Consider the following 20,802-nt stretch of genomic DNA (forward strand, 5'->3'; position numbering starts at 1 on the left):
GTTCGGCATCACGCGAAAACGTCCGCGCTTGGCGTGCATTCGGACCAAAGAAAAAGGCGCGGTTTGACCCGCGCCTTTTTTCAGACAGTTCCGAAAGCCGGATATCCTATTCGTCCCGGTAGACCTTTTCCCGACGCTCGTGACGCTCCTGCGCCTCGATCGACAGGGTTGCGATTGGGCGTGCATCCAGCCGCTTCAGGCCGATCGGCTCACCGGTTTCCTCGCAATAGCCATAGGTGCCTTCGTCGAGCCGTTGCAGCGCCGCATCGATCTTGGAGATCAGCTTGCGCTGGCGGTCCCGGGCCCTGAGCTCAATAGCCCGATCTGTTTCGGAAGAAGCTCTGTCTGCGAGATCAGGATGATTGGCGCTCTCCTCCGCCAAGTGATCCAGTGTCTCGCGTGCCTCGCGAAGGATGTCGTTTTTCCAAGCGTTCAACTTGGCCCGGAAATACGCCCGGTGGTTGGCATTCATGAATTCCTCGTCCTCGGAAAGGACAAAGGTACTAAGATCGATCTTCTCACTCAACGCGATTCTCCTGAAGAACATCTCATTGCGGCGGTGTATAGACCTATGGAAGCCGTGATTCAAGCCTCGGAACGGACACTCAACGGTATTTTGATATTGCTCGCGATTCAGGCTAACTGACGAATATTTCATCAAAATTACAGATTGGAACTTGATTTCCTGCTTGTGCGTACCGTTGCATTCGGCGGACCTCGCTGAAAAGTGAGGCTGATGTGTTTGCGTCATTGGATCGTCTGATCGCGACCGCGGCAAAGCGCAGCAGCGCCCCGATCCCCGGAAAAAACGCGGCCGGCAGCTTGATCTTTGCGATCCGTGCGGGAAAAGGTGAAAGTTGGCCGGACGACGCGAAAGCTGCCCCGCCAACCACATTCGACCCCTGTAGCGACAAGCAACAGGCAGCCACCGGAAACCGCTCGATGCAAGACAGCGCCCCAAAGGTCCTTCGCCTCTACCTGCTGCGGCACGCGCGCTCCGGCTGGGCTTTGCCCGGGCAACGGGACTTCGACCGGGCTCTGGACGATGTCGGCTACGTCGATGCGGAACGGCTGGCGCAGATTGCCGCCGACCGGGGTATCCGCCCCGAACGCATCCTCTGCTCCACGGCCGTGCGCTGCCGGGAGACCGCCGAACCGTTCTTTCGCACCGTCAGCGAAAACCTCGATATCCGTTATATCGACGCACTCTATTCGGGTCCGATGAGCGTCTATTTCGATCTGATCGACGCTCATCGGCACCTGAATTCCCTGATGCTCGTGGGGCACAATCCGATGATCGAGCAATTGCTTTACCGGCTGATCGGCGACGACGCCGCGCATGAGGCAATGCCCCATGGCTATCCGCCGGCGGGGCTTTCGATCCTCGATCTGCCGGCAGCCGCGCCGGAAGACGACGAGACGGCGACACTGGTCTCGATCCTGCTGCCGAACCAATAGAAGATTTGCCACGCCTCGTTGCGGCCGGGGAAATATTGCCTATATCGCGGTGGCTGCCTGCGTGCGACAGTTCTGCCGGACGGCGGCGGAAGAACGACCCACGGACATACGCCGCTAGAAAGAGCAAGATTTGGCGCCCAACCTGACCAGCTTCAAAGACGACGCCTTGATTGCGCTCGACAATCTGGCCGATCGAGCCTCCGGCCTCGTCAACCCCTCCATCCGCCTCGGCGTCACCGGCCTGTCGCGCTCCGGGAAGACCGTTTTCATCTCGTCGCTGGTGCACAATCTGCTGAACGGCGGACGCCTGCCGGTGTTCGAGCCGGTGCGCTCCGGGCGGGTCTCGAAGGTCAAGCTCGAGCCGCAGCCGGACGATGCCGTACCGCGCTTCCAATACGAGGATCATATTGCCGCGCTGGTACGCGATCGCATCTGGCCGGATTCGACCCGCGCCATTTCGCAATTGCGCATCACGCTCGACTATGAGAGCGCCAGCGGCTGGAACCGACTGTTCTCGCCGGGCCGCCTGTCGCTCGATATCGTCGATTACCCCGGTGAATGGCTGCTCGACCTCCCGCTGCTGGCGCAGGATTTCCGCGCGTTCAGTAATAACGCCGTGACGCGCGCCCGCGCCGCCAGCCGGAGCGCCCTTTCGGCGGAATGGCTGACGCTGGCCTCGTCCGCAGGGCCGACGGCTATTGCCGACGAGGCGAGCGCCCGCCGGCTTGCCGAGAGCTTCACCGGCTATCTCAGAGCCTGCAAGGCGGACGAACGATCCCCCTCGACCCTGCCGCCTGGTCGCTTCCTCATGCCGGGCGATCTCGAAGGGTCGCCGGCGCTCACCTTCTCGCCACTTCCCGATCTTCCCGACGGACGCGCGCCCAAGGGTTCGCTCTGGGCGATGATGGAGCGGCGCTACGAAGCCTACAAGAAACACGTGATCAGCCCGTTCTTCCGCGAGCACTTTGCACGCCTCGACCGCCAGATCGTGCTGGTCGACGCGCTGCAGGCGATCAACAACGGCCCGGAGGCGCTGCTCGATCTCGAGCAGGCGCTGGCCGATGTGCTCGCCTGCTTCCGCCCGGGGACCAACAACTGGCTCTCGTCCTTCCTGACACGCCGGATCGACAAGGTGCTGATCGCCGCAACCAAGGCGGATCATCTCCACCATGAAAGCCACGACCGGCTGGAGCGCATCGCCGCGCGCCTGGTCGATCGCGCGGCCGAGAGCATCGGCATGAGTGGCGCCGGCCTCGAGGTCATGGCGCTCGCCTCGGTCAGGGCGACCCGGGAAGCAACCGTCAACCACGACGGCCACACGCTGCCGGTTATCGTCGGCACGCCGATCGCCGGTGAGAAGATCAACGGCGAAATCTTTGACGGCGAAAAGAAAATTGCGATATTTCCCGGTGACTTGCCGGAAGACCCTGAAGTGCTGTTCAAAGCGATCGAGATGCAGTCCGGCGGGACGACGTTCGTCGAAAGCGCCCACCCGCCGCCGGAGCTCAGCTTCGTTCGCTTCCGTCCGCCCCATCTCGAAGAAACCGGTGGCGGCTTAAAGCTGTCGGTGCCGCATATCCGCCTCGACCGGGCCATGCAATTCCTGTTCGGGGACCGGCTCGCATGAGTGACGATAGCAACGGCCGCCGCCGACCCGGCGCCTTTTCGATTGGAGAGGAGAAGCCCGTTCAGCCCGGACCTCAGACGCGCGCGCCGCGTTCGCCTGCGAGCTTCGACGACAACGTCGTGCTGACGCCCGATGCGGAAGACCCATTCCGCGAGACCACGCTGGCCGTCGAGGCGCTGACACTCCCGGAGGCGGCCCCGCGTAAGCGCCGTCTGTCGGTCGGCAAGATCGCGGTCGGCGCCCTCGGCATCATCCTGTCGCTTGCCGCCGGCCTGTGGGTCGACCGGCTGCTGCGCGATCTCTTCACCCGCGCCGACTGGCTCGGTTACGCGGCCCTCGCGGTCGTCGCGATCGGACTTCTGGCGCTGCTGATCGTCGTTGCCCGCGAACTCTCGGGCATGATGCAGCTCACCGCCATCCAGAGGTTGAAAGCGGATACGGAGACCGCGGCGACCTCCGGCAACACCAAGCTCGCACGGTCGGCGCAGGCGAAGCTCGTGCATCTGCTGGCCGCCAATCCGCGAACGGCACGCGGCCGCACGCGGCTGAAGGAGACCGAGGGCGAGATCATCGATGGACTGCATCTGACCGAGCTTACCGAGCGCGAGCTTTTGAGCCCGCTCGACCGCGAGGCGCGCCGTCTCATCCTTGCCGCCTCCAAGCGCGTCTCGATCGTCACGGCAGTCAGCCCACGCGCCCTCGTCGACCTCGGATATGTGCTCTACGAATCCGCGCGCCTGATCCGCGCCATGGCCGAGCTCTACGGCGGTCGCCCCGGCACGTTCGGCCTGCTGAGGCTGATGCGCGATGTCATCGCCCACCTTGCCGTCACCGGCTCGATCGCCGCCGGCGATAGCCTCATCCAGCAGGTGCTTGGCCATGGCCTCGCCTCGAAGCTCTCGGCGCGTCTTGGCGAAGGCGTCATCAACGGCCTGATGACCGCGCGCATCGGTATAGCGGCCATGGATCTCTGCCGTCCCATGCCGTTCCGCGCTTTGAAGCGCCCGGGTATCGGCGACTTTCTCGCCGACTTGAGTCCCGGTGCCGGGCGCACCGGCAGCGAAGGCGGAGATCGAATCGCTTGAACTGCCTTCCCAGCCTTCCGGAGGAGTCCTGGAACAGGTTTGCAGAAAACCTGTTCCAGTTGGCCTTGGTAGGCCCGAAAGCTCAGTGCATAATCGGCGTCACGGCCACAAAGTTGCCTTGATAGCCACCTCTCGGAAACGCTCCATTAACCATTTCCGCGCAAATGTGGCTTCCAGTTTCGGACGTTGACCCATCAAGGATCGTTTATGTTCTCGCGCCCTTCTTTGATCGCCCGCGGCACTGCCGCCATCGCGCTTGCGGCTGCCGTCGGCGTTGCGACGCCAGCCTCTTCCGGCGTCAAGGACAAGGCCTTCTTCGAGAAGGTCGCCGGCCAGTGGAAGGGTCCGGGCGAGATCGTCGCCGGCAAATACAAGGGCACCAAGTTCACCTGCGACCTCTCGGGCGAACCGGTCGCTGGTGACGACACGGGCATCAAGCTCGACGGTTTCTGCCGCGTCGGTGTATTCAAGCAGCCGATGTCGGCGCTGATCACCAGCAAGGGCAACAGCTATACGGGCAAGTTCCTCGACGGCGCCGAAGGCAAGGGCCTCGATATCGTTTCCGGCAACGTCGCCAAGGACAAGGTCGTCGTCGGCATCAACCGCAAGAAGCTGAACGGCGCCATGATCGCCCGCCTTCAGGACGACCAGACGATGAACATCACCATCTCCGTCAAGGTCGAGGAGACGATGGTTCCGGTTATCGGCGTCAGCCTCAACCGCCAGGTCGACACGATCGCTGTCGGCTCGATCAAGTAACTCCAGGCAGAGCCAAAAAACAAAGCCCCTGTCGTCTTCGCCGGGGCTTTGCTGTTTCGGGAAAGCTCGTCGACTGAACCGGATCGGTCAGGAATTGGCGCGCCACCAGGTCATGTCGCCGTCGGCGACCTCGATACCGGTCACATCCGCCCCGCGCAACCAGTCGCCGACCGTGCGTCCGCGAACCGGCATGTCGGCGGCGATATCGGCGAGCGGCATCAGCACGAAGCCCCGGTCCGTCATCCTGGGATGCGGCAGCTCCAGTCGTGTTTCTGTCTGAGCCACGCCTTCATAGGTCAGGACGTCGATATCCAGCGTCCGCGGTCCCCAGCGCTCGTCACGCACCCGCTTCATCGAACGTTCGATGTCCAGACAGGTGTCGAGCAAGGCCTCTGGTTCCAAGGTCGTGCTGACCGCGGCGCAGGCGTTGAAGAACCACGCCTGGTCGGTCTTGCCCCATGGCGGCGTTCGGTAGAGCCGCGACACGGCCCTGACGACGCAGTCGGTGCGCTGATCGAGCGCCTGAAGCGCTGCCGCCATGGCCTTGCGCGGATCCCCGAGATTGCCGCCGAGGCCGAGTGTGGCGACCCGCCAGTCCGGCTCAGACGACATGTTCGACCGTCACTTCGACATAGTCGAGCACGCCAGGTACGGGTGCATTCGGCTTGCGGATCGAAACCTTGGCGCGTTTGATCTGCGGGAACCGCACGCAAAGCGTCTTTGCGACTTCCAGCGCCAGCGCCTCGATCAGGTAGCGGCGGCGCCCCGTGACGATGCGCTCGATCTCCTGAAAGGCGATGCCATAGTGGACGGTGTCTTCGATCGAATCATCGACGAGCGCCGTTCCCTGCTCGACTTCGAGCTCGGCGTCCACGAAGAAGCGCTGCCCGAGGAGCTCTTCTTCGTCGAAGACGCCGTGGCGCGCGAAGAAGGCACAGTTCTTGAGAGTGATCGTGTAAGTCGGGCTCATGCTTCTCCGTCCCATCGGCTATTCTGGGATCACGCTGGTTTTGGGTCGAGCCGACCTAAAATCGTGACGTAATCTATTCTGGTAAATTGCAGGCGGATGCGGGCGAAGGGCCGCATGCGCTTGTCCTCATCCCGCTCTGGTCTTCAGCATAGCATCGGCCATGGCCAGCGCATCCCTGCTGTTTGCGACATCATGTACACGGAAAATCGAGGCGCCCGCAGTCCGCAACAGCGCCGTCGTCGCCGCCGTCGCCACATCCCGGTCGGCCGCCTCACGTCCGCTCACCGCTCCAATGAAGCGCTTCCGGGACGTTCCGACCAGGAATGGACGTTCGAAACGGTGCAATTCGGCAAATCGTGCCATCAGCTCGAGATTCTCTTCCGTATCCTTGGCAAAGCCGAATCCCGGGTCCAGCACGATCTGCTCGCGCTTCACGCCGGCTTCGGCCGCGATCTCCAGCGATCGATCGAGGAAATGGAACTGATCGTCGATCACGTCGGCAAGCTTCTGCCTGTCGCGCCCGGTATGCATGATGCAGAGCCCCGCTCCGGTATCCGCGGCAACGGCGGCGATATCCGGCTCGCGCTGCAGGCCGTGCACGTCGTTGACGATATGGGCGCCTGCCTCGACCGCAAGCCGAGCCGTCGAGGCCCGGTAGGTATCGACGGAGATCAACGCATCGATCTCGCGGCTGAGCGCGGAGATCACCGGCAGGATGCGCGCCTGCTCCTCCTCGGCGCTGACCGCTGCCGCGTCCGGCCGCGTCGATTCACCGCCGATATCGAGGATCAATGCGCCTTCCTGCAGGCAACGCACGCCCTGTGCCACCGCGGCAACGGCATCGATGAAACGGCCGCCGTCGGAAAAAGAATCCGGGGTAACATTGACGATCGCCATCAAAACGCCACGCGGCCCGAGTTCGAGGCTGCGCCCATGCGCCAGCTTCCAGCTAAATTTCTGAAATGGATTGTAAGTCATTTTCCCTCACGATCCGTCCTCGGCCGAGAGCCCTCGATTTGCTGTTGCGCCGGTCGTGGCTATGCCCCAAGCTTGATCGAAGTTCAACTGAAGAGAACCACGCATTGATGTCCCGAGTACGCGTCCCGCTCAAAGCCGCCCTCCTCGCTCTCCTGGTCGCCGCTCCCCTCAGCGCTGCGTCGGGCGAAACCGTGATCAACAAGAGCTTTTCCTATTTCACGATCGGTGGCCGGACTGCGGAGGAACTCGACAAGGCGCTCTCCGCCGGCGGCCCGATGATGAAATCCACCGGTGCGCGCCACCCGGGCGCTACCCGCATCAAGTTCGGAGGCTCCATCACCTACGTCAATCGTGGCGGTCGTTGTGCAGTAGGCTCGGCACGGGTGACGCTCAGCACCCGCATCATCCTGCCGCGCTGGAAATATCGACGCCAGGCCGGCCGGGATCTGGCGCTCGTTTGGGATACGCTTTCGAGCGACATCAAGCGCCATGAGGAGCGGCACGCGGAAATCGCCCGCAACCACGCCCGCCTCATGGAGAAGACGTTCCTCGCCCTGAAGCCGGAAGCGAATTGTGAACGCATGCAGGCAACCGTGGCGCGCGTCAGTGCCGCGGCAATCGAGGCGCACGACAAGGATCAGGCGCGCTTCGATCGCACCGAAGCTGCGAATTTCGACAAACGCATGATCCGGCTTCTGCAGTACCGGCTCGAAACGCTGAAGAAAACGCAACAATAGGTAGCCACGCCCAGCCCCTGAAGAAGAGCCTGACTATAGTCGGGCCCGGCGTGATTTCAGTGGCAATACCCACAGTATTTTATTGGTGAAATATAACGATGGCTGCCGGCCACCGACTCATCTATATTGAAACCATCGAGCGAGGGGCCAGGGTAAAGACTAGCCTCCGCTGAACGAGCGGGTTAAGCGCGGCGCAGTAGTTGTGCGAAGAGCTTAAATGTTGCCGTTACTTTAGTTTAGGCGACGTTGTTCAATATTAAAAAGAAGAAAACCGAACAGCGGGGCCAAAATGGGTTCTCCTGGCGTGTCTTGGTGCTGCAGATGTCCCCTCCCTCATCTGTTAGCGATGCGCCCTCCTCGCCTCGCTTGTCCAACGACCGGCGAGGCGCTTTTTTTGTGCGTCAATCAAGAACTGGAAAGGCGCGCTGGGCGGCGTGGAGCGCATGTCGCGTGCAAATACGCAGCGGTCTTGCGACTACGACATGCGAAATATCAAGAACTCAAGGCGCGATTCCGAAAGATCGCGGCGCGATTTACGCCTGACGCTCCGGCACATGCACGACGAGACCGTCGAGTGCATCGTTCATCTTGATCTGACAGGAAAGCCGCGACGTCGGCCGGACGTCATAGGCAAAATCCAGCATGTCTTCTTCCATGGCTTCCGGAGCGCCGACGGCCGCCGCCCAGGCATCGTCGACATAGACATGACAGGTCGCGCAGGCGCAGGCTCCGCCGCATTCGGCTTCGATGCCGGGAACCGAATTGCGAACGGCGTTTTCCATGACCGTCGAGCCGTTTTCGACATCAAGTTCATGGCGCGCGCCGTCAAAGGCAACGATCGTAAGTTTTGTCATGTCTCTTTCCGGAATGAACTGCTGGGACTGGCAAGGCGCAAAGCCTTTTCAGAACGCACGCCGCTCGGGCGCAAATTCAGTGGAAGTTCTTCCAACAAATCCGCCGGCCAGTCAACAACGGCCGTCAGTCCGCGCCTCGCGCGCCAAGGCGCGAGGCCGCAATCTTGAAATGTGGGGCGGTTGGGATGCGTTCTCCGCTTCCGCTCGCCCCATCGGGCCGCTGGATTAGCGGCAAAGCTTCAATATGAAGAGCTCGGCCTCGAGCACGGCGGCCGAAAGCCTGTCGGAAAGCGATGCGTCTGCCGGGTTTTGCTCGATCGCGCCGGCAATGCTGGCGACGTCGACCGCGCCAACCGCAAGCGCCGCACCTTTCAGCCGGTGGGCGGCCTGAGCGCGAAGCGTGCTCTCGCCCTCCACGATCTCTTTCATGACCTGACGCGCCTGGCGCGCAAAAAGTTGCAGCACTTCGATTTCCAGCGCCTTGTCGCCCATCGTCTGCGCCGCAAGATGGGCGAAGTCGATCGGCTTCCTGCCGGCAGCGGCAGAGTTTCCCGGAGTGTCCGGAGCTTCGAAGGCAATCCTGAGGGCCGCCATGAGCCAAATTCCCTATTGTTTATTGTATGTTGGTCTTGCTTTCGGTGTCGCCATGTCGAGGCCACCTACACGCGCAAACTCAGATACTCATCCTTTGCGGGTGCGGGCTGCTATCAGCTTAAATCGGGGCGCAATATGGGCAGGAATCTGGGAAAATGGTTAACGGCCGTTAAACCGGCTGATTTCCTTATATTTTCTGGCTTTGGCACGGTTATCGCATTAAGATTTCATTAGGATTTTAACTAAGCCCGAGCGCTCTTAATTGTAAGAACCCAGCTAATGTGTCACTACGATACGCTTAGGAACTTGCCTACGTACGAAAATGGCAACCGTTCCGGTGGATAAGCTCAACACGTGGTCCCTTTCGGCCACAAATGTGACTATCCGTCGAGGCAATGCAGTGTGTGATCAGTAGGGTATTGCGTAGATCCGATGCGCGTATCTTGCCGTCACAGCCCGCGAGGAAGAAATCCGGCCCGCCCGTTGTGCGCGAGCGCTGGCAGTGTTGTCGCTGGCAAAAGGTAATGAGGCGTATCCCTATGGCGACGAAAAAGAGCAATGAGTCAATCGACGAAAAGGCCTTCCAGGCTTTGGAAGCTGCCCTGAAGATCGATTTCGACGAGCTTAACTCGAGCCCGAACGACAAGACTTCCTTGGATGATCCGGAGGAAAATGTGTCTCAGCCCGGAAATCAGGCGCACGCGCCCGATCAGAATAAAAGAGCGAAGTCTCAACCGGAGTCATCCCGCGCCGCGCGTGGTGCCGAAGCGGCCAAGACGCTCGCACCGGAACCTGCGCCGAAATCCCCTGCCCTTTCCGCCGCCAACGACGACGGTCGTCGATCGCCGGCTGCGATGCTGCGCGCGCTTGACGTGCGCTCCAATCGCGCCGCGATCCGGGTTGCTGCGTTGGTGTCGGTCATCTGGGCCATCGCCGGCCTCGGCATTGCCAACCTGCTCTATGGGCCGCAAATCTGGCAGATCCGCTCGCTGAGCGATCTCGCTGCGACGCCGGGCGCCATTGGCGTCGCGATCGGCATCCTGCTGCCGGTCATGCTCTTCTTCTCCTTCGCCATCATGATCGCCCGTGCGCAGGAACTGCGCAACGCCGCCCGGTCCATGGCCGAGGTCGCGCTGCGCCTCGCAGAGCCCGAAACGGCTGCGGCCGACCGCGTCATGACCGTCGGCCAGGCCGTTCGCCGCGAAGTCTCGGCCATGAACGAGGGTATCGAGCGCACGATCGCGCGCGCCACCGAGCTCGAAACGCTGGTGCATTCGGAAGTCAACGCGCTCGAGCGCAGCTACAGCGAAAACGAACTGCGCGTCCGCACGCTGGTCCAGGAACTCGGCCTCGAGCGCGAAGCGATCATCGGTCATTCGGAGCGTATCCGCTCGGCGATATCGGGCGCCCACAGCAAGCTGAAGGACGACCTGGAACAGGCGAGCGACGACATCGCCTCGCGCATTGCCATTTCGGGCGAAGCCTTCGCCTCGCTGATCGACACGCGCGCCGCAGCCCTCAGCGAAAAGTCCGACAGCGCCCTGCAGTCGATCGGCACCATGCTGTCGTCCCGCACGGATGCGCTGCTTTCCGGCCTGACTGCGGCCGGCCTTGGCCTCAGCACCGAATTCGATACCCGGCTTGACCAGTTGAGCGAGACGCTGACGAAGCGCGGCGAAGACCTGCTCAGCCAGTTCGAGACACGGGCCTCCTCGCTCGACGCCAGCACCGAGCGGCTGAACGCGGCGCTCAACGACCGTGCGCGCCAGCTCAACGAGACGCTGATCGCCCGCACGCGTGACCTGAATGAAAGCCTCAGCGTCGGCCAGCAGGCGATCACCGGCGGCCTCGATGACGTCCTCGCCTCGCTCAACGCCACGCTTGACGAGAAAGGCGCAAGCTTCCGCCAGAGCCTGCGCTCCAGCGCCGACGATGCGATCATGGATCTGGACCTGCGCGGCGGCTTCTTCGAAGAGAAGCTGCAGACCACCGTCGGCCAGCTCGCGACCGCCTTCGACGAGCGCTTCCACGAGTTTGCTTCCGCCTTCGACAAGCGTGCCAGCATGCTCGACACCAAGCTCATGGAAAGCCTGCACCGCATCAACGAGACCGTCTCCGGCGGCTCGGAAGCGATCGGCGGCGCGCTCGACAGCAGCATCGAGAAGATCGGCTCCGCCCTCTCCGATCAGTCGCTGACGCTGGCGACGACGCTCGGCGCGACCCAGGACTTCATCGAGGAGACGCTCGCCAGCCGCACCTCGGAACTCAGCAACCTGGTCGGCGATGCCCACAGCCGCATCGATGCCGTTCTCTCCGAGAAGACCAGCGGCCTCATGGGCGCCCTCTCGCAGGCGCAGGAGCGCATCGAGAACGGCTTCGGCCAGCGCGCCGACGCGCTCGCAAGCGCGCTCACCACCAGCGAACAGCGCCTGACCGAGGGACTGGATACCCGCACCGCCGCCTTCGTCGACGGCCTGCACGCCGCCCACGCCCGCATCGAACAGACGCTCAGCGGCTCGACCGACGAGATTACCAGCGCGATCGCTGCCAGCCAGCACCGCCTGGACAACACGCTCTCCGAGCGCACGCTCGCCCTTTCGACCATCCTGTCCATGGGCGCCGACTCGATCGACAACGCCGTCAGCGGCACAGCCGACCGGCTGGAGCGCGTTCTGTCCGAACGTGGCGAAGCGATCTCCGAAGCGCTCACGAGCCAGACCTCGGCCCTCGATGGCGTGCTCGCCGAACGTGCCGCCGCCATCACCTCGACGATGTCGTCTCGCGCCAATGAAATGGCCAACACGCTGAGCCGCCACGCCGAAGACGTGGCCGACAGCCTGACGTTCCGCGCGACGGCCGTCGCCGAAACCATGACCGACCGCGTCGGCGATATCGAGCAGAAGCTTTCCGAGAGCGTCAACACGATCGCCGAAAACCTCGGCGGCCGCGTCAACCAGATCTCCGACACCCTCACCCAGACGAGCGCCCGCATTGCCGAGGACCTCAGCGACCGCGTCGGCAAGATCTCCGACACGCTGACCGAGACCAGCGCGCACATCGCCGATGCCCTGACGGCACGCACGACCGAAGCGACCGCTTCGCTCGCGGGCAAAGCAGCCGAAATCGAGCAGACGCTGAGCGGCCGCGCCGAGCACCTGCGCGATACCCTGTCGTCGACGCACGAACAGATCCGCGCCACGCTGGACGACCGCATCGACGCCATCAACCTCGCCGTCGGCCAGGGCCGCGATCAGCTCGAAGGCATGCTGGCCGATCAGTCGACCGCAATCGCCACAACGCTTGCCACCAGCGCCAGCATGCTCGAAATGTCGCTGGATGAGCGCCAGTCTGCGCTTGCCGGCGTCATCGATCGCAGCGGCGAAGCGCTCGAAGCCCGCATGCGCTCGACAACCGGCAATATTGCCGAGCGCCTGGCCGAAACCGCCAATCAGATCAGCCTGGCGGCCGACAGCCTGACCAACCGCGTCGACATGTCGATCAACGGCATCAACGACCGCCTCGACGATACCGGCCTGCGCATCGAGACGAGCCTTGGCTCTCTCGAGGAGCGCATGCGCGAAAGCGCCGGCAACATCGGCTCGATCGTCGACGAAACGGGCATGCATATCGAAACCCGCGTCGGCGTGCTCGAAGATCGCATTCGCAACACCGTCGGCAATGTCGGCACGGTTGTCGACGACACCGGCGCCCGCATCGAAAGCAATCTCGGCGCGCTTGAAAACCGCATCCGCGGCAGCGTTGCCAATGTCGGCTCCGTCGTCGACGATGCCGCGGCCCGCGTCGAAAGCGGCCTCAATGCGCTGGAAGATCGGATCCGTGGCAGCGTCAGCAGCGTCGGCTCGGTCGTCGGCGACACCGGCACGCTCATCGAAAACAGCCTTGGTGCCCTGCAGGATCGCATCCGCGGTAGCGTCAACGACGTCAACGCCCTGGTCGACGATACCGGCCTGCGCCTGGAAGTCAGCCTCAGCTCGCTTGAGGAACGCGTCCGCGACAGCGTCGGCAGCGTCAACGAGATCGTCGATGGCGCCGGCCAGCGGATCGCCAACAGCCTCGGCGACCGGGCGGGCGACATCGATCGCATGAGCGAGATGGCGGCAAGCCGGATCACCGGCGCCATCGAAGCTGGTGCCGAGCACATCGCCGAGCGCCTCGGCACCATGGATCGTGCCCTCAACATCGGCCTTGAAAACGTCAACCGCACGATCGAGGGCAAGGCCGCCGTGCTCGTCAGCAGCCTGCGCGGTGCTGTCAACGAAGCAACGCAGGATCTGGACGCGGAAGCCTCCCGCCTCGAAGGCAAGACCAGCGATCTCGTCAGCAATCTGCGCAGCGCCGTTGGCGACGTGGCCCAGGAGTTCGACGCGGAAGCCGTCCGCATCGAGGACAAGGCCGCCGGTCTCGTCACCACGCTTCGTGGCGCGGTCGGCGATGTCGCCCAGGAACTCGACGCCGAAGCCGCGCGCTTCGAAGGCAAGGCTGCTGGGCTTGCGACCACGCTTCGCGGCGCGGTCGGCGATGTCGCCCAGGAGCTCGACGCAGAGGCCGCACGCATCGAAGGCAAGGCTGCAGGCCTCGCGACCACGCTTCGCGGCGCCGTCAGCGATGTCGCTCGGGAGATCGACGCGGAAGCGGCACGCTCCGCCGAGCTCCTCTCCAGGGCCGGCGACGATTTCGCCTCGGCGCTTGCCGCCCGCCAGGCCGAGTTTGCCAACACGATCGACCAGACGGCAGCGGCAACCGCCGCCCGCCATGCGGAGCTTGCCGATACGATCGAGCAGAAGGCTGCTGCCACCGCAGCGCGTCACGCCGATCTTGCCCGTTCGATCGCCGACGCGGCCGATACGGTAACGGCACGGCTGGCGGCCACGCACAGCCAGATCGCCAGCCACGCGGACAACATTCACCAGGGCCTCGCCAGCACCGAGAAGGCGCTCGAAGCCCGTGGCGAAGCGATCCGCAACACGCTCGACGACCGCACCCGCGAGCTCAACTCGATGCTCGCCGGCCGTTCGCTGGAACTGTCGCGCCTGATCGACGAGCAGGCGCGGCCGGTCATCGACCAATATGCCGCGACCGGCCGCGAGGCCGCCGAGCGCATTGCCGCCATGACCCAGGAAAGCGCCGACCGCCTGCGTGCGGAAAACGCCGCCCTCGTCAACGCCATTGCCGAGCGCACCGGCGAAACGCTGAACGCGATCTCGCACCGCGCCGAAGAAACGGCAAAGGCGATGAAGATGGTCGAGAACCGTCTGCAGTCCACCGCCATGGGCCTGATCGACCAGCTCGCCAACAACAACGCCGCGATCGCCACGGTTATCGACCAGGCGAGCAACAACCTCGGCGAAATGGACCAGCGTCTGGAATCGACGATCGCCCGCGTATCCGAATCGACCCGTCAGGCCTCCGACATGCTGTCGACCTCGACCCGCCTGATCGAAGGCAAGGTCGACAAGCTTTCCGACATTTCCGCCTCGACCCTGTCGCAGATCGGCGGCATCGTCGGCCGCTTCGAGGATCACTCGAAGGTGCTGAGCCAGGCGTCCGACCTGCTTGCTGCTGCCCAATCGAACCTCGTCAGCACGCTCGAGGAGCGGCAGGATGCGCTGCGCACCCTTTCGGTCGGCCTCGTCCAGCGCTCGGAAGAGATCGAACGGACCATGCGTGCGCTCGAAGGCTTCGTCGATGGCGCCTTCCAGCGCGCCGAAGAGCGGTCGGGCCTCGTTGCCGGCAACCTGCGCAGCGGTATTCAGCAATCCTTCTCGGATGTTGGTCGCCTGCTAACCAGCGCCGAACAGCGCGCGGCCGAGGCTGCCGAAGCGCTGCGCAACACGCTCGCCCAGGCCGGCGACGAAGCCGGTGCGTCGGTCGAGCAGGTCTTCAGCCGAGCCGAGGAGCGCTCGCGCCAGATCGCCGATACGCTTCGCTCCGGCGTCGAGACCTCGTTTGCCGACGTCAACAAGACGCTCTCTTCGGTCGAGGGCCGTGCGCTCGGCGCGTCGGAAGCCCTGCGCCAGGCGATCGCCAAAATCGGCGAAGATGCCGGTGCATCGATCGAAGGCGCCTTCGCCAATGCCGAGGAACGCTCCAAGGAAGTGGCCTCGCGTCTGCGCGGCAGCGTCGCGGCCTCGGTGTCCGACATCGAGCGCATGCTCGCCGAGAGCGGCAAGAAGTCCGACGGCGTTGCAGGCCAACTGCGCGACGCGGTTCGCGTGGCGATCGACGAGGCGATTGGCCGCTTCAGCGGTGCCACCGACGAAATCCGTCGCTCGGCCGGCGAGATCCGCAAGGAACTCGACATGACCCGCGAAGAACTGAAGCGCGGTGCCTTCGACCTGCCGGAAGAGGCAAAGGAAAATGCGGCGGTCATGCGTCGCGCCGTCGGCGAACAGATCAAGGCGCTGCAGGAACTGTCCGACATCATCGGCAAGTCCTCGACGCAGCTCGAAGTCGCCCAGCCGCTGCGTCAGCAGCCCGCCGCTCCGGTCTCTCGTCCGGTGCAGCAGCAGCCTGCGCCCCAGCCGCAGCAGCCGGTCGCTCAGCCTCAGCCGGTCGCTCAACAGCCCGTAGTGCAGCAGCCGGCCCGGCAGGAACCGGCCCCGGCGCTGCGCGGAAGCCTCGGCATCGAGCAGCCGGCCATTCGCCAGCCCGCTCCGTCGCAGGCGGTGACCAGCGAGGTTGCTGAAGGTGGTGGCTGGATGCGCGATCTGCTGCGTGCGGCATCGCGCGAAGAGGCGCCCTCGCCGGCGCCGCAGCGCCCGGCCGAAGCGCAGCCTGCGGCCCGCACCGGCGACAGCCGCAATCCGCGCCACGTCGTCGAGTCGCTGAACTCGCTGTCGGTCGACATCGCCCGCGCCATCGATCACGATGCCTCGGTCGAACTGTGGCGCCGTTACCAGCGCGGCGAGCGCGACGTCTTCACCCGTCGCCTCTACACGCTGAAGGGCCAGCAGACCTTCGACGAGATCAAGCGTAAGTACGACCGCGAGCCGGAGTTCCGTACCGCCGTCGACCGCTACATCGCCGACTTCGAGAAGCTGCTCGCCGACGTTGCCCGCAACGACCCGGACAAGCGCATCACCCAGACCTACCTGACGTCGGATACCGGCAAGGTCTACACGATGCTCGCCCACGCCGCCGGCCGCTTCAGCTAAGCGGCGAAAGTCAAAGGAATCTCGTGAACGGCCCCGTCAAAACGGGGCCGTTTTCGCGTGCCCACGATGCCAATCCTGATCGGGGCAGTGCTGATCGGGGCGGCTAAGCCCATACCCCTTGCTCCCGAGCTCGATCCCACCGGCGAAAAGGCAACCATCCTCCGTTATAATGTCCTGGTAGGGGTTGGTGCGGCTTGTGCGGCAACGCCTTCGCCTACAGCGCCGCGCGTCTTTTCGGACGCGCAAAGGTCGCTGCGGCAATTTGATTTGCTGCATGTTGTTGTCCTGTAATCGGCTGCGATTAAAGGAAACAGTAGATCGGGAGGCGGGTATGAAACCACGGCTGAAAGTCCTCACGCTCGCGGTAAACGACCTTGAAAGGTCACTGGCCTTCTATCGCGACGGCATGGGGCTTCCGACGCAGGGAATTATCGGCCAGGAATTCGAGGACGGCGCAGTGGTCTTTTTCCACATGGGCGACGACCTGATACTGGCGCTCTTTCCCGCGGCTTCGCTTGCCAACGACGCAAAGATATCCCCGACGCAGGCGCGCCTCGGCGCCGTGTCAATCGGACATATCGTCAATTCAAGGCAGGAGGTCGACGCTGTCATGAAACAGGCCGAAGATGCCGGCGCGATCGTTACCGATCGCGCACGCGAACGTTTCTGGGGCGGCTATTCTGGCTACTTCCACGACCCCGACGGCCACCTTTGGGAAATCGCCTGGAATCCGCAATGGACCGTCGCGGATTGAAAGCTCGTGTGGCGCCCGCAGCGATGCGGACAAGCCCATCACCTGGACCTTTGGCGTCAGATACCGGCAAGGTCTGTACGATGCTTACCCACGCCGTCGACCGCTCCGGTTAAGCGGCGCGCGCATCAGACGAATGACACGGCCCCATCACGTGATAGGGCCGCTTTCAAATAAGCAAGTCTCAAGGAAGAAAAGTGATTGGCCGCTTCCGTTGAAGCGCTGCGACAACAAGCGCTCTGACGATCAACGCTTCCTGAGGTGATCGCGCTATCTCCTGACCGTTAGACCTCTCCCCGCGGCTGGGCGGAGCCGATCAGGACCGGCGCTCAGCGCAAAGGGGAACAGCCGCCGACGTCAACCGGCTTGACGCGGCCTGCCTGAAGGTCTTTCCAATAGGGCTTGTTCGGGTCGGCTCCCCCGATCGTTGCGTCATAAGTGGCGCGGTTGAGTTTGAGCAATTGTCCGCTCGCCGTGATGCCCACCATCTCCTTCTTGTTGACATAGGCCGAGGCGACATTGAGCCGGCAGAAGAACTTCTTCTCGCCGTTCGCAACGACCCAGCCCCAGGCGCCGGACTTGCCCCTAGAGAGCTTGCCTGTCGCATAGCCTTGCTTGGCGAGTGCGGAATAGCTTTCCGCCTGGGCAATACCGGGAACGAAGGCAAAGCCGATCGCTGCGGCCACCACAAGTGGCCTGAATGAAATAGGCATCGAATTTCAACCCTTGAGAATTGTGAGACATGATCCTCTAGGTTTTTCCACATAGGAAACACAACCTTAATCTGCAAGCATACTTAACGCGCGCCTGGGAAGAACATGCGAGCCAAAGTCTTCGAGGATGTTGATATCGCTAAGCGCTGCGTCTGCAATTCACGCAATGGCTACAGAACCACAGTACGTCGCACAACCGGTTGAAATCTGCGATTGGTCCCCCGATTGGCCGGACAAGTTCTCTGTCAAGGCGGAGGCGATACGCCGGGCTCTGGGCGACCATGCTTTGCGTATCGACCATGTCGGCTCCACGGCAATCCGAGGCTTGGCCGCCAAACCGATCATCGACATCCAGATTTCTGTTGCCGATCTGACGACCATCGAAATCTTGGCGGAGCGGATGGCGACGATTGGCTACATTTGGCGCCCCCTGAACGCTGACCTGACCAAACGCTACTTCCGGGAGCGCCCTGGTGACGAACGGACCCACATCCATATGCGCCGCGTGGGAAGCTGGCAGGAGCAGTGGACGCTGCTGTTTCGCGACTACATGCGTGCTCACGTCAATGAACACGCCCCCTATGCCGACCTGAAACGGGTGCTGGCGCTGCGATACCGTCACGACAGAGCCGCCTACTCCGAGGCAAAATCAGAGCGGGTGTGGGAGATCATTCAGCGTGCCGATCGATGGGCGGCAGAAATCGGCTGGATGCCAGGCCCGTCCGACGCTTAGGCGCATGGGCGAACGCAATGTGAAGCACGCTTGAGTTCGGTTCGGGTCAGCGGCGACGCTCCCGTGCAGCAGTGCGCCTGATTTAGAGCGCGCCTTGCCCAAACGAAAAAGCCCCGGACGAACCGGGGCCTCTTGGTGGATCTCGATCAGCGCCGGCTTAAGCCGGCATCTGGTCAATGTTCCTTGTTGGCGTAGACCGACTTCTTCGTGAGGTAGACGAGGCCGGTGAAGATCAGCAGGAACACCATGACCATGAAGCCGGTGCGCTTGCGCTCTTCGAGGTGCGGCTCGGCCGCCCACATCAGGAACGAGGCGACGTCCTTGGCGTACTGGTCGACCGTCTGCGGCGTGCCGTCGTCGTAGGTGACCTGGTCGTTGGAGATCGGCTGGGCCATCGCCAGAGCGGCAGCGTTGGCGAAGTACGGGTTGTAGTGCGTGCCTTCGGCGACTTCGACGCCCTGCGGCGGATCCTGGTAGCCGGTCAGCAGCGCGTGGATGTAGTCCGGACCGCCTTCCTGGTAGGGCCAGAACATGTCGAAGATGAACTGCGGGAAACCGCGCTCGATACCGCGCGCCTTGGCGATGAGCGAGAAGTCCGGCGGCGCTGCACCGTTGTTCGCAGCCGCGGCCGCTTCCTTGTTCGGAAAGGGCGACGGGAAGTGGTCGGACGGCAGAGCCTTGCGGGTGAACATCTCACCCTCGGCATTCGGGCCGTCCTGAACTTCGTAGTTCGCCGCAAACGCCTTCACCTGCGCTTCCGAGTAGCCGAGGTCTTCGAGCGTACGGAAGGCCACCAGGTTCATCGAGTGGCATGCCGAACAGACTTCGGTGTAGACCTTCAGGCCGCGCTGAAGCTGGCCCTTGTCATAGTGACCGAAGGGGCCGGCGAAGCTCCATTCCTGCTGTTCCGGCTTGTGGATCGGATAGTGAGGCGTACCGCCGGCATGCTCCTCGCCGCCCTTCGCCTCTTCGGCGACTGCTGCACCGAGACCGAGACCAGCGACGACAGCGAGTGACAGAATGCCTGTAACAAGCTTTTTCATTGTTGTGGGTTCCTTATCAATCGCTGTTCTGATCAGGCGCGCGCGGCGGCCGGCTGCGCCTTGGCATTCTTCTTTTCCAGCACCGCTTCGGTGATGGAGTTCGGAATGCGCTTCGGCGTTTCGATCAGGCCGAGAACCGGCATGATGACGAGGAAGAAGCCGAAGTAGTACAGCGTGCCGATCTGCGACATCACGACGTAGAGGCCTTCTGCCGGGCGCGAGCCGAGCCAGCCGAGCATGATGGCGTTGGCGACGAAGATCCAGAAGAACAGCTTGTACCACGGACGGTAGACGGCCGAGCGGACCTTGGACGTGTCGAGCCAGGGCAGGAAGAACAGGACGAGGATCGAGCCGAACATCACCAGAACGCCGCCGAGCTTGGAGTCGATCGGGCCGATGTTGAAGGTGATGGCGCGCAGCATCGCGTAGAACGGCAGGTAATACCATTCCGGAACGATGTGGGCAGGCGTCTTCAGGGCGTCAGCCGGAATGTAGTTGTCCGGGTGGCCGAGGAAGTTCGGCATGTAGAAGACGAACCAGGCGTAAACGATCAGGAAGACGGAGACGCCGAGCGCATCCTTCAGCGTCGCATAGGGCGTGAAGGGAACGGTGTCGGTCTTCGACTTGACTTCGACGCCGGTCGGATTGGTCTGGCCGGTGACGTGCAGCGCCCAGATATGCAGGACGACGACGCCGGCGATCATGAAGGGCAGCAGGTAGTGCAGCGAGAAGAAACGGTTCAGCGTCGGGTTGTCGACCGCGAAGCCGCCGAGCAGGAACTGCTGGATCCACTCGCCCACCAGCGGAAATGCGGTGAAGAAGCCGGTGATAACGGTCGCGCCCCAGAAGGACATCTGACCCCAGGGCAGAACGTAGCCCATGAAGCCGGTCGCCATCATCAGCAGATAGATGACCACGCCAAGGATCCAGAGGATTTCGCGCGGCGCCTTGTAGGAGCCGTAGTAGAGACCGCGGGCGATGTGCAGGTAGACGGCGATGAAGAAGAAGGATGCGCCGTTGGCATGCATGTAGCGCAGCAGCCAGCCGTGGTTGACGTCGCGCATGATCTTTTCGACGGAGTTGAAGGCAACGACCGTGTCGGCGCCGTAGTGCATCGCCAGCACGATGCCGGTCAGGATCTGGACGACCAGCATGACCGAAAGCATGGCACCGAAGGTGTAGGCATAATTCAGGTTCCGGGGAACCGGATAGCTGATGAAGCTATCGTGAACGAGACGCGGCAACGGCAGACGGGAATCAACCCATTTCTCAATGCCAGTCGTCGGCGTGTAGGTTGAATGTTCAGCACTCATTATCAGTAGTCC

The 20,802-nt window shown here is 63.0% G+C and carries 17 protein-coding genes; 8 read left to right on the forward strand and 9 right to left on the reverse strand.

The features are described from left to right. Window positions 1-106 precede the first annotated feature (106 nt). Complete coding sequence (gene dksA, locus ACQ5BM_RS21305; RefSeq protein ID WP_043614592.1) at window positions 107-526, reverse strand: RNA polymerase-binding protein DksA; 420 nt, start codon at window positions 524-526, stop codon at window positions 107-109. A 416-nt stretch (window positions 527-942) separates the two neighbouring features. On the opposite strand from dksA, the gene ACQ5BM_RS21310 reads away from it, so the two are divergent. The 4 genes from ACQ5BM_RS21310 (at window position 943) to ACQ5BM_RS21325 (ending at window position 4,929) form a co-directional block, all read left to right on the forward strand. Beyond that, a complete protein-coding gene (locus ACQ5BM_RS21310) occupies window positions 943-1,458 on the forward strand; it encodes a SixA phosphatase family protein (protein ID WP_429815541.1) in 516 nt (171 codons plus the stop codon). A 130-nt stretch (window positions 1,459-1,588) separates the two neighbouring features. Beyond that, window positions 1,589-3,085 (forward strand): YcjX family protein, encoded by a 1,497-nt coding sequence (locus ACQ5BM_RS21315; protein WP_429815542.1) that lies wholly within the window; start codon window positions 1,589-1,591, stop codon window positions 3,083-3,085. Then, window positions 3,082-4,170, forward strand: coding sequence for a YcjF family protein (locus ACQ5BM_RS21320; RefSeq protein ID WP_429815545.1), 1,089 nt, complete (start codon window positions 3,082-3,084; stop codon window positions 4,168-4,170). The genes ACQ5BM_RS21315 and ACQ5BM_RS21320 overlap by 4 nt, the downstream gene beginning before the upstream one ends. A gap of 207 nt (window positions 4,171-4,377) precedes the next feature. After that, a complete protein-coding gene (locus tag ACQ5BM_RS21325) occupies window positions 4,378-4,929 on the forward strand; it encodes a hypothetical protein (protein ID WP_429815547.1) in 552 nt (183 codons plus the stop codon). An 87-nt stretch (window positions 4,930-5,016) separates the two neighbouring features. Here the strand turns inward: ACQ5BM_RS21325 and folK are convergent, their stop codons facing one another. The 3 genes from folK to folP form a co-directional block, all read right to left on the reverse strand. Further along, the gene (gene folK / locus ACQ5BM_RS21330) at window positions 5,017-5,541 is read right to left on the reverse strand and encodes a 2-amino-4-hydroxy-6-hydroxymethyldihydropteridine diphosphokinase (RefSeq protein WP_429815549.1); all 525 of its coding nucleotides are present in this window, start codon (window positions 5,539-5,541) and stop codon (window positions 5,017-5,019) included. Then, window positions 5,531-5,899: a dihydroneopterin aldolase gene (gene folB, locus ACQ5BM_RS21335; protein ID WP_057248908.1), complete on the reverse strand. Its 369-nt coding sequence runs from the start codon at window positions 5,897-5,899 to the stop codon at window positions 5,531-5,533. The genes folK and folB overlap by 11 nt, the downstream gene beginning before the upstream one ends. 126 nt (window positions 5,900-6,025) lie before the next feature. After that, a complete protein-coding gene (gene folP / locus ACQ5BM_RS21340; RefSeq protein ID WP_429815552.1) occupies window positions 6,026-6,877 on the reverse strand; it encodes a dihydropteroate synthase in 852 nt (283 codons plus the stop codon). Window positions 6,878-6,984: 107 nt separating this feature from the next. On the opposite strand from folP, the gene ACQ5BM_RS21345 reads away from it, so the two are divergent. Further along, complete coding sequence (locus ACQ5BM_RS21345) at window positions 6,985-7,614, forward strand: DUF922 domain-containing Zn-dependent protease (RefSeq protein WP_429815554.1); 630 nt, start codon at window positions 6,985-6,987, stop codon at window positions 7,612-7,614. 533 nt (window positions 7,615-8,147) lie between these two features. On the opposite strand, the gene ACQ5BM_RS21350 is transcribed toward ACQ5BM_RS21345, so the two are convergent. Both ACQ5BM_RS21350 and ACQ5BM_RS21355 read right to left on the reverse strand, forming a co-directional pair. Then, window positions 8,148-8,468 carry a 2Fe-2S iron-sulfur cluster-binding protein gene (locus tag ACQ5BM_RS21350; RefSeq protein ID WP_173516650.1) on the reverse strand — a complete coding sequence of 107 codons (321 nt, stop codon included), beginning with the start codon at window positions 8,466-8,468 and terminating at the stop codon, window positions 8,148-8,150. Between the two features lie 225 nt (window positions 8,469-8,693). Continuing rightward, on the reverse strand, window positions 8,694-9,062 hold the full coding sequence (locus tag ACQ5BM_RS21355; protein WP_429815557.1) for an Hpt domain-containing protein: 369 nt from the start codon (window positions 9,060-9,062) through the stop codon (window positions 8,694-8,696). A 539-nt stretch (window positions 9,063-9,601) separates the two neighbouring features. Here ACQ5BM_RS21355 and ACQ5BM_RS21360 point away from each other — a divergent pair. Together ACQ5BM_RS21360 and ACQ5BM_RS21365 are read left to right on the forward strand one after the other, a co-directional pair. Next, entirely contained in the window at window positions 9,602-16,237 is a 6,636-nt protein-coding gene (locus tag ACQ5BM_RS21360) for a kinesin (protein ID WP_429815559.1), read from the forward strand. A 331-nt stretch (window positions 16,238-16,568) separates the two neighbouring features. Next, the gene (locus ACQ5BM_RS21365) at window positions 16,569-16,991 is read left to right on the forward strand and encodes a VOC family protein (RefSeq protein WP_429815561.1); all 423 of its coding nucleotides are present in this window, start codon (window positions 16,569-16,571) and stop codon (window positions 16,989-16,991) included. A 326-nt stretch (window positions 16,992-17,317) separates the two neighbouring features. On the opposite strand, the gene ACQ5BM_RS21370 is transcribed toward ACQ5BM_RS21365, so the two are convergent. Continuing rightward, window positions 17,318-17,701 (reverse strand): hypothetical protein, encoded by a 384-nt coding sequence (locus ACQ5BM_RS21370; protein WP_429815563.1) that lies wholly within the window; start codon window positions 17,699-17,701, stop codon window positions 17,318-17,320. Window positions 17,702-17,867: 166 nt separating this feature from the next. Between ACQ5BM_RS21370 and ACQ5BM_RS21375 the strand changes: the two genes are divergently transcribed. Next, window positions 17,868-18,434 carry a GrpB family protein gene (locus ACQ5BM_RS21375; protein WP_429815566.1) on the forward strand — a complete coding sequence of 189 codons (567 nt, stop codon included), beginning with the start codon at window positions 17,868-17,870 and terminating at the stop codon, window positions 18,432-18,434. A 173-nt stretch (window positions 18,435-18,607) separates the two neighbouring features. Here ACQ5BM_RS21375 and ACQ5BM_RS21380 read toward each other — a convergent pair whose 3' ends face one another. Beyond that, the gene (locus tag ACQ5BM_RS21380) at window positions 18,608-19,477 is read right to left on the reverse strand and encodes a cytochrome c1 (protein ID WP_429815569.1); all 870 of its coding nucleotides are present in this window, start codon (window positions 19,475-19,477) and stop codon (window positions 18,608-18,610) included. A gap of 32 nt (window positions 19,478-19,509) precedes the next feature. Continuing rightward, window positions 19,510-20,790 carry a cytochrome b gene (locus tag ACQ5BM_RS21385; protein WP_429815572.1) on the reverse strand — a complete coding sequence of 427 codons (1,281 nt, stop codon included), beginning with the start codon at window positions 20,788-20,790 and terminating at the stop codon, window positions 19,510-19,512. Window positions 20,791-20,802: the final 12 nt, after the last annotated feature.

It is taken from the genome of Ensifer sp. B1-9 (genome assembly GCF_050474445.1).
Taxonomy (GTDB): Bacteria; Pseudomonadota; Alphaproteobacteria; order Rhizobiales; family Rhizobiaceae; genus Ensifer.